Origin of the sequence: Nocardia coubleae NBRC 108252 (assembly GCF_001612805.1) — a bacterium.
Taxonomy (GTDB): domain Bacteria; phylum Actinomycetota; class Actinomycetes; order Mycobacteriales; family Mycobacteriaceae; genus Nocardia; species Nocardia coubleae.
Genome location: NZ_BDBD01000011.1, coordinates 952,274 through 965,412, shown reverse-complemented (window position 1 = coordinate 965,412; position 13,139 = coordinate 952,274). Strand labels below are relative to the sequence as shown.

The following is a 13,139-nucleotide window of genomic DNA, read 5'->3' as shown; positions in this document are numbered from 1 at the left end:
GCACCCCCGCCGGTACCTGCGTACGCGCTACCCGGTTAAGTCGGGGCTAAACCGTCCGCGCCACGCATCGCTGCCGGGCGAACCACTCGATCGTGCGGCGCAACCCCTCGGTCCGGGTGATCATCGGCTGCCAGCCCAATTCGCGTTGTGCCAGCGAGATGTCCGGGCAGCGCCGCTTCGGATCGTCGACCGCCTCCTCGATGTATTCCAGCGTCGACGAGCTGTCGGTGGCGATACGGATCTCTTCGGCGAGCGCCCGCACGGACAACTCGTGCGGATTACCGATGTTGATCGGTCCGGGATGATCGGACCCGGCCAATGCGCGCAACCCGAGCACGGTGTCCTCGACGTAACACAGCGAACGGGTCTGCTCACCGGTGCCCGCCACGGTCAGCGGTGCGTTCGCCAACGCCCGCGCGATGAACGTCGGCACCACCCGGCCGTCGTCGGCGCGCATGCGTGGGCCGTAGGTGTTGAAGATCCGGGCGATGCCGGTGTCGACCCCGCGCTCGCGGCGGTACGCCATCGTCAACGCCTCGGCGTACCGCTTGGCTTCGTCGTACACGCTGCGCGGGCCGACGGAATTGACATTGCCCCAATAACTCTCGGGCTGAGGATGCACCGCGGGATCGCCGTAGACCTCGCTCGTGGACGCGAGTACGAAACGCGCGTGATCCCGCTCGGCGAGTTCCAGGGCGTTGGTCGTGCCCAGCGAGCCGGCTCGCAGCGTCTCGATCGGTAGTCGCAGATAGTCCGGCGGCGAGGCGGCCGACGCGAGATGGTAGATGACGTCGAAGGAGCCGATGTCGGGCAACGGCTCGGTGACGTCGTGCTGGAGCAGTTCGAAGCCCGGCCGATGCAGTAGCCCCGCCACATTCTCCGGGGTGGAGGTGGCGAAGTTGTCGACGGCGACGACGTCGGTGCCCGCCGCGAGCAGTTGCTCGCACAGATGGGATCCGACGAAACCACAACCGCCGGTGACCAACGCGCGCGTCGCGGCGGTACTCACTGTGCTTGCTTTCGCTCGCCGGCGACGCGTGCGCCCGCGGTCCGGCGATAGGCGCGCAGCGTCTCCACCGCGACCCGGTCCCACGAATAGCGCGTATGGACGCGCTCGTGCCCGGCCGCACCGTACCGGCGCCGGAGTGCGGGCGCGTCGATCAGTTCGCGGATCGCCGCTGCCAACCCGGAGGGATCACGCGGGGGAACCAAGGTGCCGGTGCCGCCGTCGACGACGGTGTCGATGAGACCGCCGACGGCGGCGGCCACGACAGGAACACCGCACGCCATGGCCTCGAGGGGGGTGATGCCGAACGGCTCGTACCACGGTGTGCACACCGCGACGTCGGCCGAACGCAACAGGGGAGCCATCTGCGTTCGAGGCACCTGGCCGAGCATGTGCAGCCGGTCGCCGACGCCGAGATCGTCGGCCAACCGCAGCAGCCGCTGCGCTTCCGGGTCATCGGCCAGTCGGCCGTCCGGTCCGCCGACCAGTACCAGTTCGGTCCCGGCCAGCTCGGCGAGGGCGGTGACGGCGACGTCGAAACCCTTTCGCGGCACGAGTCGCCCCACACTGATGAGGCGGTGTTCGGCTGTTCTCGCGGCTTTCGGGCCCTCGGGGGAGAACTGGTGCAGGTCCACGCCGCAGGGAACCACCGACGTCCGGTGGCGCGGAACTCCCATTCGAGCGAGTTCGAACACTTCGTCGGTGCAGGTCGCGATGATTCGGTCTGCCTGCTCGGCCACCTGCTGTTCCAGCCGCAGCCGGTCGGGCGGGCTGGTGTCGGCGCTGCCTTGATACCGTCGTTTCACGACACCCAGTGCGTGAAAAGTCTGTACCACCGGGATATCGGTGTCGCGAACCGCGGCCAGAGCGGCCAGACCCGACATCCAGAAATGGGCGTGCACCACATCGGGACAGTCGTCGCGCCACCGCGCGCGCAGAAAGTTTCCGAATTCCGGCATATAGGGCAGAAGTTCGTCCTTCGGCACGGGATGCGCGGGTCCCGCCGGAACGTGCACCACGCGATAGCCCGGTGCGGTGGTGACAGTGTCGGGCACCCGCGCGCTCTCGCGCCGTGTGTACACCGTGACGTCGTGACCCTGTCGGCACAGGGCCGCGGACAACTCCGCGACGTGCACGTTCTGTCCGCCGGCATCGACGCCACCCAAGGTGGCGAGCGGGCTGGCGTGTTCGGACACCATCGCGATCTTCATGTTTCCGCCTTTCCTGACCTGGATGCCGCCCTTATTCGGTGATCTCGGCCAGTAGGCGATCCCAGCGATGCAGGAAGCTCTCGAGGCCGTAGTGCTCCAGCGCGAACTGCCGTCCCGATTTCCCCGCGAGCACCGCCAGATCGGGTTCGTGCAGCAATTCGCGAAATCTCGTGGTGAGGGCGGTGACGTCCGTGGAGAGAGCGCCCGCCTCGGGCGGTACCGCGCTGACGGCCTCGGTGGTCGCCAGCGCCACCACCGGCATCCCCAGGTGCATGGCTTCCAGCAGCGACAGCCCGAGCGAAGTCCACCGCGCGGTGTGCAGGTAGACCCGCCTCTTGGCCATCTCGGGGTGCAATGCCGACTGCCGCAGATCCGCTATCCCGTTGACCGGATGCGCGGTCGGCCCTTGCGGCCGGAAGTCCTGCGCGCCGATCCCGTAGAGATCGACCGGCCCTTCGCGCGCGAAGCGGGTCAGCAGATCGCTGCCGGTGATCCGCCCGCGCCGCATCGGCTCGTTGATCAGCGCGACACCGTGGGGCAGTTCGCCGGTGTAGAGCTCACCGGGATCCACGATCCCGTGCGGGATGACACGCGTGGGCGCCGTGCCGTTGTCCCACATCACCTCGTTGAAATGGGTGACGTGCACGACCGGTATATCGGTTCGCTCCGCCATCGGATGCGCGGTCAGCGCCGCGCTGGGACGTGGGGTGTTGTGCTCTACATAGACGGCGGGGATGTCGACGCCGGGTCGCCGCCCGAGCCATCGATGCGCGAGGTCGATCTCCTCGGGACGCTGCAGCACGATCACATCCACCTCGATGTCGCGCAACGCGCCGACGGTGACCTCTTCGGCATTCGGCCAGTCACGTCCGCAACGGCCGAGGCCCCAGGGTCCGCGCTCGTCGGTCACCGGTAACAGATAGCGATGCGGCCCTTGGACGAAGGCGGTAGTCCACGAGCCGTGCACATGCCACAGAAGAATTCTGCGCGGACTGATCATGCCGTAGTTCTTGCCGTTCGCCGCGTGATCAAACCGCGCGGTGCCCCGCTGATTGGCGCGGCGGACACCGGGTATGTGTCGAGGCATGTGCGTATTCGTCATCGGATGGGCAAATTTCTGCACGATGGACACATCGATTTCGGAGTCGCTCGACGAGCCGCTGCCGGGATGCGCGTCATGAGTACGAGCAAGATCACGGTCGTCATCGCCACTCGAAATCGCGCGACGGAATTGGCGAGAACGCTCACCGAGTTGTGCGCGCTGCGACCGCGCCCGGCGATCGTCGTACTCGACAACGCATCCGACGACAACACCGCCGACACGGCCGAAACCTTCCCGGGGGTACACGTTGTCCGGTTGGCCGACAATCGTGGAGCGGCCGCCCGCAATCTCGGCGTGGCGATCGCCCGAACACCGTACGTCGCCTTCAGCGACGACGACTCTTGGTGGGCAAGCGACGCGCTCGCCGAAGCCGAACGGATATTGGACTCCTATCCGCAGGTGGGCCTGATCGCCGGCCGCACACTCGTCGGCTCGGAACATCGAGACGACCCCGTCAACGAACTGATGGCCGACAGCCCGCTCGGACACGATCCGGACCTGCCCGGTCCGTCGGTGCTCGGCTTTCTGGCGTGTGCGGCGATCGTGCGGAAAGAGGCGTATGCGCAGGCCGCCGGATTCAGCCCGCTGCTGCATTTCGGTGCCGAGGAACGCTTGCTCTCGCTCGACCTGGCCGCCCGCGGTTGGCATCTGTGTTACGTGCCGACGGTGCGGGCCCACCATCACCCCTCCACCCACCGACCCCCGCAGGCGTGGCGGCGGCGGGCCGAACAGCGCAACAACGCCTTGATCACCTGGATGCGGCGACCACTACGGCACTGCGCCGCGGAGTCGCTCGACCTGGTTCGCCGGATCGTGCGCGAGCCGCAGACGCTGTTGACCGTCGCCCAGATCGTCCAACGACTGCCGAAAGCGTTGGCACAGCGGCGTCCTCTGCCCCCGGAGATCGAAACCCGAGCCAGGACACTCGAACTCGCCCACACAAGGAGCTGACCGATGTCGACACACCGGATGACGGTTGTCATCATCACCCGAGACCGGCGTGACCAGCTGCTGCAGACCCTCGCGCATATGACCGCGCTGCCCGACGCGGCCCCGATCATCCTCGTCGACAACGGTTCCGCCGACGGCACGGCCGACGCGGTCGCGGCGAACTACCCGCAGGTGCAATTGATCCGCTCCGCCGAAAACCTGGGCGCTCTCGGTCGAAACCTCGCCGTCGAACGGGTGCGAACGCCCTACGTGGCCTTCTGCGACGACGACACCCGCTGGCAGCCCGGTGCGCTGACTCGCGCGGCGGATCTCCTCGACGAGTATCCCGGCCTGGGATCGGTGACGGGACGCTGTCTCGTCGCACCCGACCTGCGTGAAGACCCGATCACTCCCGAATTCCGCGATTCGCCGATCTCCGGCCCCGACTGGCTGCCCGGGCCCGCGCTCCTGGGAGTGATGGCCGGCCTGTCCGCCTTCCGCGTGCGCGCGTTCGAGGAGGTGGGAGGCTTTTCGCGGCGCCTGTGGTTCGCGGGCGAGGAAGAGCTGCTCGCGTTGGATCTCGCGGCCCGCGGATGGTGGATGTGCTGGGTGGAAGACATGATCATCCACCACGAGCCCTCCCGCACCCGCGACGCCACCCACCGTCGCGGGCTCGGAATCCGCAACACGCTGTGGACCCTGTGGCTGCGCCGACCGGCCCGCAGCGCGGCCCGCCGTACCGCCGACATCCTCAGATCGGCCCCCGCCGACCGAACGACGGCCGCCGCCGTATTCGCGGCCCTACGCGGGCTGCCATGGGTATTGCGCGAACGAAAAGTCCTGCCCGCCCAGGTCGAGGCGGGCCTCGTCCTGCTCGAAGCCTCCCAACGCAACTCCACCGCCCGCCGCTACGTCGGCTAGTCGGTGTGCCTCACGAACCATCGACCTCTTCGCACCTGCTTAAAAGCCGAGCGCGGTGGTAAGGCCCCCACGTTGTCCGCTAATCCAACCGAAGGGAGCACAGCATGAGCCAGATCAATCCGATCCAGGTCCAGAAGTACCTGTCCGGCATCGACTACCCGTGCGATCGCGACGGCATCGTGAACACCGCCCGCAGCAACGGTGCGGATTCCGACATCCTCGACGCTTTGCAGGACCTGCCCGACCGCACGTTCGACGGCCCCAACGCCGTAAGCCAAGCGATCTCCTGACCCCGCGATCACACCCGAGAACCGGCCGGACCGACCCGATCGGTTCGGCCGGCGAACGGGTGACCCCGGCCTCCTCGCGGCGATTACGCGGTCACCGAGCGCCTTCGCAGAGGATTTGAACCTGCGACCACCTGACCTGCAAGTTCAGCCGGTGGGCCGGCGTGAACTCCGCATCGAAGGCTCCTTCCATCACGATCTGCGGGGAACTCCGTATTGCTTCGGCTACTCCTCGAACAGAAGCGGAAGTATGCCCTGAACTGCGAATATGGGACACCGATGGTGAAACCCCGCAGCGGGAACGAGATCGGGAGCAACCGGTGCGGAACTTGATGGCGGATGAGGTGTCGGAGTTGGGCTGGCGAGCGGGGCGGAGCGCCGTGGGTTGGGTGATCACCATCCTCATCACAACGATCAAGATCGTGGTGGCAGTGATCGCGGTGCTGGTGCTCGCTTACTACCTCGGCAGATAGCGAAGCGCAGGGGGAGCGCGTCGCCGACAGCTTGATCGGAAATCCACAGGTCGTTCGGAAACGACCGTTTATCGAACTCCTTGCTGGAAGCAGCCGTTGGACGAAGCTGCCCGGCGTACGCGCTTGTAGGCTCCACACATCACCGATTCGATGTGGGGGTAGGCATTGGCAGGCAAGGGATTACGCCGAGTCGCGGCAGTCCTGGCGATGGCACTGGTCGCAACAGGTAGCGGTGCGGGGCTGGGTGCTGCGGCTCCGCAGGCGCCGACCGTGGTGAGCGTGGAGCTGCCCGCGCCGACCGGCCTGTCCCCGGTCGGGGTCACCGAATGGCATCTGATCGACAGGAACCGCACCGATCCGTGGACCGGCGGGCCGCGGGAAGTGCTGGCCCAGATCTGGTACCCCGCCGAGAACACCGCGGCCGAGGCTGCATCGTGGATGCCGCCGGGTGCTTCGGCCGCGCAGGAGGAATTCCTCAGCGAGCTCGACGTTCCCGCCGGCACCTGGACCCTCGCCTCGAGCCACAGCCGCCGCGACGCACCGGTCCGCAAGCGCGATGGCGGGTTCCCGGTCCTGTTGAACTCTCCCGGAATGGGCGACGCCACCGGCTGGAGCACCGCCCAAGCCGAGGATCTCGCCAGCCACGGTTACGTGGTCGTCGCCCTCAATCACACCCACGAAGCGTTCGCCGTCGAGTTCCCCGACGGCCGCACCGCCCTGACACAGGTACCGCTGGATTCCCCTCAGGAAGTTCTGCGTGACCTGTTGCTGCCCACCCGGGTGGCCGACACCCGCTTCGTCCTCGACGAACTGACCGCCGCCCACACCGACGATCGGAGCACGAAGGCGCTACCTGTCGGACTCATCGAGAACCTGGACTCGAGCCGGGTGGCGATGTTCGGCCACTCGCTCGGGGGGTCGACCACTATGCAAGCCCTACACGAGGACCACCGGATCCGGGCGGGGGTGAACTTGGACGGCCCTGTGCTCGGATCCGTCGCCGAGAGCGGTCTAGACCAACCGCTGCTGATGTTGGCCGGCGAGTTCTCGCCGTGGTTCGGTGAGCCGGGCTGGGAGCCGTATTGGCAGAACAATACCGGGCTGAAATTCCCACTGCGGGTACGGGGAACTCAGCACATGTCGTTCTGCGACCAGCAACTGATTCTTGCCCGTCTCGCCGACACCGGGCTCCTGCCCGATGAGGTGCGACAGAAGGCGGTCGGTGCCATCGACCCGGCCCGCTCGATCGACCTGCAACGCACCTACCTACGCACCTGGTTCGACACCGTCTTCGGCCGCGCCGACCTCACCACAACCGTCACCGGCCTGGCGCAGCCGGAAGTCATGCCGTACCCGTAGATCGACGTGATCACCGTGTTCTGGAAAGAGTGCTTCTCGAATGGTCCGGTCGATCTTCGTGAGTCGCCTCTGTTATCGGCGGGCAACAGCGTCTGTATCGCGCGCTACGTCGGGTGATCGCCCAGGCCGACCTCGTGTGCACAAGGGCGTCTGGTGTTTCGAAGAGTTTCCGGCCGACCAGCCACCCGCACTCACCACCGAGACGCTCGCCATTGTCGGTACCAACAGGTTTGGAGCCACCTGGTCCCGTTCGACCGAGATGACGATCTCGTCGAACGCTTCGGAATCTTCTCCTTTCACTTCACAGGCGACGTTGGCCACATGTCTCGAGGTTGAGTTCGGGACAGGCGTGTTCGTTGTCTGCGGCAGCAAGCGCGAGCGCGGTGGGGTCTATGACTACTGGGGCGCGTCTTGCGGTGCGGTTGCGGCGTACGCGTATTCGGTGGCCGTCGGGCGCTGCGACGGATTCCCGTCGTTCACGCGATTAGGCGCGGAAGGCACCGTCGGCTTGGGACAATCGTTTTCGGAGTCGGTCGGCGAGGCAATTGGGGGTGGTCGTTCGATGACGAGGATGGGCGGATCGAATGAAGACGGCGGCGGGGCCGAGGTGCCCGACATCGCGCGCCGGTCCGGGCCTACGCCGCTGCCGGAGCCGGTGTCCGTGCTGCACGATCGAATCCTGCTGCACGCCAACAGGCATACCGCCCGCGCGCTCGTGCCCCTTCCCACCCCTGTCGCTGGGCTGGTGCTGACGGGCAAGACGGCGGCCACCGGGATCAAGACCCTGCGCCGCGAGCATCCGGACCTGCTGCTGCTCCGGGATCCCGAAGGGTACCGCCGTGCCCTGGCCACCGAGCACGAGCCTTTCGTGCTCGATGACGACGAGTCGCAACATCTGTTCCCGCTGTCACTCGACGACTACTTGCAAGCTCAGCGCGACTGCGGCGCCGACCTGGCGCTGACGCCGACCGGCTACCTCGGCGCCGGGAATGATGACGCGCTGAGGGCGGTGATCCGTACGGCCGACCGGATCGGGCGCGACGATGTCATCGTCAGTCTGCCGATCGATATCGCCTGGCTGCGCGACGCTCACATCGACCACCTCATCGCGGCAGCCGCCGGGCTCGAACGGCCCAAGGCGGTGCTGCTCGGTGGACAGTTCGACCCCATGCGAAGAAACGCGGAGGCGGTCCAGAATTTGCGTCGACTGGTGGCCGAGGGAGGCGATGTCGCCGTGCTGCGAACAGATCTCACCGGCTTCGACGCCATGAGTCACGGCGCCTACGCGACGTCCCTCGGCACCGGCGGCAGCCTTCGCCACGTCATCCCGTTCGGACAGCGGCCATTCGGCGGGGGAAACGACCCCTCACCGACCGTATTGCTCGCCGAACTGATGTCCTTCTACAAGGGCTCGACGCTCGTCGAGCGGTTCGCCGACAGTCGGCCGCCGGTGTGTGCGTGCCTGTCGTGTCAGGGACAGCCGATGGACCGGTTCGTCGGCCGAGACGACACTCTCGACGCGCACCGACACAATGTGCACGTGTGGGCGTCCTGGGCGAACGACCTCTACGGCCAGCCGACAGTGGACGGGCGGGCCACCTGGTGGAAGAACCTGTGCTCGGCAGCCGTGGATTACGCCGCGGTGCTCAATGCGCGGATCAGGCAGCCCGGTGCGTTCCAGCCGCCGAGTACTCTGCGTTCCTGGGCAGAGCTACCCGAGTGGTGGCCGATGCCGGGAACTACCGCGCGAGTTCGGGCGCGCTAGTCTTCTCGTACAGCTTCTCGGCGAACAACCACTGACCGCACGAATGCCGTTGTCGCACATACAGTTGCGGTTCGACGAGCGTCCGCGGCCCGGATGCGTCGGACACGCAGATGCCGATCCCGAAGAACGAGGCTTGCATTTGTGCTTCCGCGAGATCGGTCGGGATCGACCGCAGCAGCATCGCACGGCTACAGAACGGGGCGAACCGACCCGCCGAGCGCAGCCCTTCCTGCCATGTTCGGCTCGCCACCACGGCCAACCGGGCCGATATCGGCGCCCTGGCACGTCGGACGTAGTTGCCGCCCTCGACCTCGACGACACCGGCCGGCGCCTGCCCGATGATCCGGCGCTCACGGCTGGTGAGATCACCGACGGAGACCGGCAGCCCGACCGGCAAATTCATCACAGCGTCCAACAGATCCAACCGGGTGACCGCGCCGAGACCGAACCGTCGGCGGCGTTCGATTTCCTGGACGTCGGGTAGATACGCGATCCCCACGGTAGCGTCGAACATCCGCACGACGGCATAGGCGCACGGCTCAGACGAGCCGGCCGGGTGCTGTGCGGACAAGGCGACGCGCGCTGCCTCGACCACACCGCTTCTACTCACGAGACTGCCGCCGTCCACGTCACAGACCGGAGCGTAGCCGCAACGCTGAACCGCCGTACGACGAGGTCACTGTCTAAACGAGGGCAGCTGCTGACCGGTTGTTTCACTGTGATCCGGGCAAGCCACGTTGAATCCCGGACACAAGAAAACCCCTCCGACTCGAGTCGGAGGGGTTTCACTGTCGGGCTGACAGGATTTGAACCTGCGACCACTTGGCGCCGGTTCACGTCGTCCCGAAGCTGCTTGAAAGTACTCAAAACTACTGGTAGATAAGGCATCTGACGAACGACGTGCGCTGGTCGTTTCCCAACATTTCCCGCTGATTCCGGTTATTTCTGTGTGGATAATGTGTGTTGTTTCGATCGGCCAGGGCGGTGATACGGCTTCGGCGTTCTGTCGACAACGTTGAAGCTCCGACATGACCGGCGTGTCTCGTCTGGAGCGCTTATGATTCGGGCCGATCGTGGTGTACCCATGTGGCTAAATCGGTGAACCGTGACGTCGTTCATCGGTGAATTCTGAGGTCGGGCCGACCGTCCAAAATGGCGTATCGGCGAAACCTGACGTCGCGGCAGTGCTTGACATCCGGCGTCGACGACAGGTCCGTGCGGCACTACGTGATGCTCATCGGGGGTCGCGTTGGTCGTTCACAGATCAATGCGTCATGTCAATGCGATGCGAAGCCGCTCACCCCAGATATTCACAGTGTCGATGTCGGCGGGGACGCGAGGCTGCCATGGCAGCGTCGGGCTGTCCTTGGCCTTGTCGACGTAGCTGGGGACAACATGCAGGTGAAAGTGGAAACCGTCTGCCAGGCATCGGCACCACAGCAGTTGAGTAGGTTCACCCCATCGGCACCGAGTTCTGATCTTCGGTGGGGATGTCGAGGAGATCCCTTCTGTGCCGCTTCGGAACTACCAACAGGTGGCCATCCGAAGCTGGGTCTATACAACCGAGACCGGTCATCGACAGCAGCACTGATCCCTGGCGCAGGGCCACTTCGCGCGGACCGTGGTGGAGCCACCGAAGCCGGTATGTGTTGGGGCTGGACGCCACCGTGATCCGCGATCCCGGCACACCCCGCGACGTCAACGACGTCCGGCTATGACCTGCCAACCGCCGAAGGCGGCGAGCCAGTTCGACACCTGTGGCTCGAGGTCGAGGCAGACCAACGACGCCTGTTCCCTGAGTTCGTGGCCGCATTCGACTCCAACGTGCTTTGCGCAGAGACTGCCTGCTCGGCGAGCGAGTTGTTCTTGCCCGAGTTCATACCGATCGCGAGCCGTGACGCGACGACGTTGTTCGTCGACACCCGCCACTGGTTGTGTTGGCGAATTCTGAGTCGACCGAGGTGTTCCTGGTGTCCGAGCGTCAGGGGGCGAGGTCGTACAGGGGATCGCCCTGTGCCGCCTCGGACCAGTCGATAATGCCAGTGACCTCATCGCGTTCGACGAACGCGTGGGAGAGCTGGAGGTCGCCGTGTGTGAACGCCGGCGTCCACGGCCGGAGCGCGATCTCGGCTATCCGGCGGTTGTATGCGACTACGTCGGTGGGCACCACCCCGCTCCTGACAAGCCATGTACATTCTCGGTCGAGCTCCGATGCGATCTCGTCGAGGTTGCAGCCGGGCCATGGCGGCGGCGGCGCGTCGTGCAGCATCCATACGCCGGTACCCACCGCAGCCCACGCCGCTGGCGCCGCGGTCGACGGCTCACCGAGGCGGCCCGCCGAGTGCCGTCTCTGGCAGAGCGGCGAGCGCGAGCACGGGCGGCTTGCGCCACAGAACCTCCGGAGTCGGGATCGGTGCCTGTCTATCGCCTCGACCTCGACGTCGGTGTTCGACTGATCAGCGTCAATCCTCAGAAACGCCCCGCCGACGCGCAAAGTCGCGCGATCGTGAAGAGCACGCTGACCATGGCCGGAAACGGCCGATTCGGGCCATGCCGCTGGCTTCGTCAGCTGGTGGCAGTCTGTGGTTGCAATCCCAGGTTGCTCCAGTGCACGCCTTGTCGACCGTGCGGGTCCGCACGCTCGCTGAAGTGCACAACACTCAGACCATAGCCACGTGCGAGCTCACTCGTCTCGTGCGCCGAAACATCGAACATCCGCCGCCCGGGCGGGACGGGACCATGCCGCAAGGAGAGGACTACCCGCCCTGCGGGGGCAAGCATGCCGGTGATTGCCTCCATCGCCAACGTCCGCTGTAGTTCGTCCAGATGCATCCACACCGCCGTCAGAAGGATCAGGTCGAAGCGTGCACCGCGACCGCGAAGCACCTTCATTTCTGGCAACGAGTCGTCGACCCATTCGATGTCCCGGCCGACGTGGGTGTTTCGGCCGAGGGCTCGAAGTTCGGCAGTGGGCTCGGCGGCGACGACCACATGCCCCTGGCTTACCAGCGCGGCGGCATCGCGGCCGCTGCCTGCGCCGATGTCGAGGATCACGCTGGGCTGAGACGGGAACAGGTGTAGTACGTCGCGGTGGACGTCGGTGAAGGAAACGCTCTCGTACTGTTCAACGAGTGCCTCTGCGTCTTCGCCATAGCCGGCGGTACTGGACAGGGGCTGCGGATCGATCACTCGTACACGCTAGCGATAGGCACCGAGGACCGGTACAGGCGGCGTCCGATCAGATCAGTCTCCACCGAGAGGCGCAGCCGAGCCAGGCGGACCGTTGAGAAGGCATGCCACCGACTGTTTGGGGCGCTGCACGAGTGTCACATCCGAGCCTGCGCTCAGAGTGCGTCTCCTCGATCGGTCTGCCAGGCGCGGAAGGCACCGGCTACCGCGGCAGGGGCCGCGGTGATGGCATCCGGGTCCGGTTGGGCCGGGCTGACGCGGGCGACGTGGACAACAGCGTCGAAGGCGGTTAGCGGGTCGATCGGACAGGTCATGCCGCTGGAGCGCTGGATGGTGATCGCGCCAGAACGATCCGTTCTCGCGCTCGAGGATCCACCGCACGGTGTCTGCCTGCGCCGCGTCGCGAACATTGATGAGCCGATCCCGCGCCTGGACGTCCTCCGCGATCTTCACGCGCAGCGCTTGGCAGACACTCTCGAACTCCGTGGCGCTGCTGCGCCGTACGTAGGCGGGCCGGCTGGCCTGCAGCCGAGCCATAATCACCACCAGACCGGCGGTCAGTGCATCCCGGACGGACTGGTCGAGTGCTGCATGCGCACTGAAGGCGGCACCGGCACTGAAGACCGACGCGGCGGCGAAGGCCGCCGCCGTCTCACGCAGGGCGGGATCGACCCGGTACTCGGGGTCGACCTGGTCGAGATACTGCAACACCCGATCGATGCCCGGCAGCAGGGCCAGGTTCGACCCGGGCTGGTCGACGCCGTACCAATGCACCGGCCGAAGCGCTGATTCATTGTGCGCGCGAAGCCGTTCCAGCAGGTCCCGCTGCTCGCGGCACATCCCCAACAGCGAGGTCACTCCGTTGGCCAACACGCGCCCGATCTGATCGCGGCCGG

13 protein-coding genes and 1 pseudogene are annotated in these 13,139 nt (G+C 66.2%); 6 read left to right on the top strand and 8 right to left on the bottom strand.

The genetic code is table 11. The features are described 5' to 3' along the window. Positions 1 to 46 precede the first annotated feature (46 nt). From NCO8_RS13545 to NCO8_RS13535, 3 genes are read right to left on the bottom strand one after another with little or no spacing between them, the layout of a single operon-like run. The gene (locus NCO8_RS13545) at positions 47 to 1,009 is read right to left on the bottom strand and encodes a UDP-glucuronic acid decarboxylase family protein (RefSeq protein WP_067639422.1); all 963 of its coding nucleotides are present in this window, start codon (positions 1,007 to 1,009) and stop codon (positions 47 to 49) included. Beyond that, positions 1,006 to 2,217 (bottom strand): glycosyltransferase, encoded by a 1,212-nt coding sequence (locus NCO8_RS13540; protein WP_067639420.1) that lies wholly within the window; start codon positions 2,215 to 2,217, stop codon positions 1,006 to 1,008. The genes NCO8_RS13545 and NCO8_RS13540 overlap by 4 nt, the downstream gene beginning before the upstream one ends. A 31-nt stretch (positions 2,218 to 2,248) precedes the next feature. Continuing rightward, positions 2,249 to 3,193, bottom strand: a complete 945-nt coding sequence (locus NCO8_RS13535) for a glycosyltransferase (RefSeq protein ID WP_376739926.1) — start codon at positions 3,191 to 3,193, stop codon at positions 2,249 to 2,251. A gap of 201 nt (positions 3,194 to 3,394) precedes the next feature. Between NCO8_RS13535 and NCO8_RS13530 the strand changes: the two genes are divergently transcribed. The 6 genes from NCO8_RS13530 (at position 3,395) to NCO8_RS13510 (ending at position 9,054) form a co-directional block, all read left to right on the top strand. Further along, the gene (locus NCO8_RS13530) at positions 3,395 to 4,270 is read left to right on the top strand and encodes a glycosyltransferase family 2 protein (RefSeq protein ID WP_067640148.1); all 876 of its coding nucleotides are present in this window, start codon (positions 3,395 to 3,397) and stop codon (positions 4,268 to 4,270) included. A 3-nt stretch (positions 4,271 to 4,273) separates the two neighbouring features. After that, complete coding sequence (locus NCO8_RS13525) at positions 4,274 to 5,170, top strand: glycosyltransferase family 2 protein (protein WP_067639418.1); 897 nt, start codon at positions 4,274 to 4,276, stop codon at positions 5,168 to 5,170. A gap of 104 nt (positions 5,171 to 5,274) precedes the next feature. After that, complete coding sequence (locus tag NCO8_RS13520; protein WP_067489007.1) at positions 5,275 to 5,460, top strand: DUF2795 domain-containing protein; 186 nt, start codon at positions 5,275 to 5,277, stop codon at positions 5,458 to 5,460. A 161-nt stretch (positions 5,461 to 5,621) separates the two neighbouring features. Beyond that, positions 5,622 to 5,930, top strand: coding sequence for a hypothetical protein (locus NCO8_RS31330; RefSeq protein ID WP_157104907.1), 309 nt, complete (start codon positions 5,622 to 5,624; stop codon positions 5,928 to 5,930). A gap of 207 nt (positions 5,931 to 6,137) precedes the next feature. Next, a complete protein-coding gene (locus NCO8_RS13515; RefSeq protein ID WP_084457042.1) occupies positions 6,138 to 7,289 on the top strand; it encodes an alpha/beta hydrolase family protein in 1,152 nt (383 codons plus the stop codon). 40 nt (positions 7,290 to 7,329) lie between these two features. Next, the gene (locus tag NCO8_RS13510; RefSeq protein ID WP_174550322.1) at positions 7,330 to 9,054 is read left to right on the top strand and encodes a DUF6196 family protein; all 1,725 of its coding nucleotides are present in this window, start codon (positions 7,330 to 7,332) and stop codon (positions 9,052 to 9,054) included. Here NCO8_RS13510 and NCO8_RS13505 read toward each other — a convergent pair. From NCO8_RS13505 to NCO8_RS32890, 5 genes and pseudogenes are all read right to left on the bottom strand, one after another. Beyond that, positions 9,029 to 9,568, bottom strand: coding sequence for a hypothetical protein (locus tag NCO8_RS13505; RefSeq protein WP_157104906.1), 540 nt, complete (start codon positions 9,566 to 9,568; stop codon positions 9,029 to 9,031). The genes NCO8_RS13510 and NCO8_RS13505 overlap by 26 nt on opposite strands. A gap of 758 nt (positions 9,569 to 10,326) precedes the next feature. After that, positions 10,327 to 10,630, bottom strand: a pseudogene (locus tag NCO8_RS31850) (HIT family protein). 405 nt (positions 10,631 to 11,035) lie between these two features. Continuing rightward, positions 11,036 to 11,323: a phosphotransferase gene (locus NCO8_RS32465; protein WP_245655340.1), complete on the bottom strand. Its 288-nt coding sequence runs from the start codon at positions 11,321 to 11,323 to the stop codon at positions 11,036 to 11,038. Positions 11,324 to 11,619: 296 nt separating this feature from the next. After that, positions 11,620 to 12,243 (bottom strand): class I SAM-dependent methyltransferase, encoded by a 624-nt coding sequence (locus tag NCO8_RS13495; protein ID WP_210739972.1) that lies wholly within the window; start codon positions 12,241 to 12,243, stop codon positions 11,620 to 11,622. 54 nt (positions 12,244 to 12,297) lie between these two features. Beyond that, complete coding sequence (locus tag NCO8_RS32890; protein WP_376739925.1) at positions 12,298 to 13,083, bottom strand: erythromycin esterase family protein; 786 nt, start codon at positions 13,081 to 13,083, stop codon at positions 12,298 to 12,300. Positions 13,084 to 13,139 lie beyond the last annotated feature (56 nt).

What these genes read in the sequence shown, in the direction of transcription:
- NCO8_RS13540 (WP_067639420.1), bottom strand. Translation starts at nt 2,217, where the DNA reads ATGAAGATCGCGATGGTGTCCGAACACGCCAGCCCGCTCGCCACCTTG.
- NCO8_RS13530 (WP_067640148.1), top strand. Translation starts at nt 3,395, where the DNA reads ATGAGTACGAGCAAGATCACGGTCGTCATCGCCACTCGAAATCGCGCG.
- NCO8_RS13525 (WP_067639418.1), top strand. Translation starts at nt 4,274, where the DNA reads ATGTCGACACACCGGATGACGGTTGTCATCATCACCCGAGACCGGCGT.
- NCO8_RS13520 (WP_067489007.1), top strand. Translation starts at nt 5,275, where the DNA reads ATGAGCCAGATCAATCCGATCCAGGTCCAGAAGTACCTGTCCGGCATC.
- NCO8_RS13515 (WP_084457042.1), top strand. Translation starts at nt 6,138, where the DNA reads ATGGCACTGGTCGCAACAGGTAGCGGTGCGGGGCTGGGTGCTGCGGCT.
- NCO8_RS13510 (WP_174550322.1), top strand. Translation starts at nt 7,330, where the DNA reads ATGGTCCGGTCGATCTTCGTGAGTCGCCTCTGTTATCGGCGGGCAACA.
- NCO8_RS13505 (WP_157104906.1), bottom strand. Translation starts at nt 9,568, where the DNA reads ATGTTCGACGCTACCGTGGGGATCGCGTATCTACCCGACGTCCAGGAA.
- NCO8_RS32465 (WP_245655340.1), bottom strand. Translation starts at nt 11,323, where the DNA reads ATGCTGCACGACGCGCCGCCGCCGCCATGGCCCGGCTGCAACCTCGAC.
- NCO8_RS32890 (WP_376739925.1), bottom strand. Translation starts at nt 13,083, where the DNA reads ATGTGCCGCGAGCAGCGGGACCTGCTGGAACGGCTTCGCGCGCACAAT.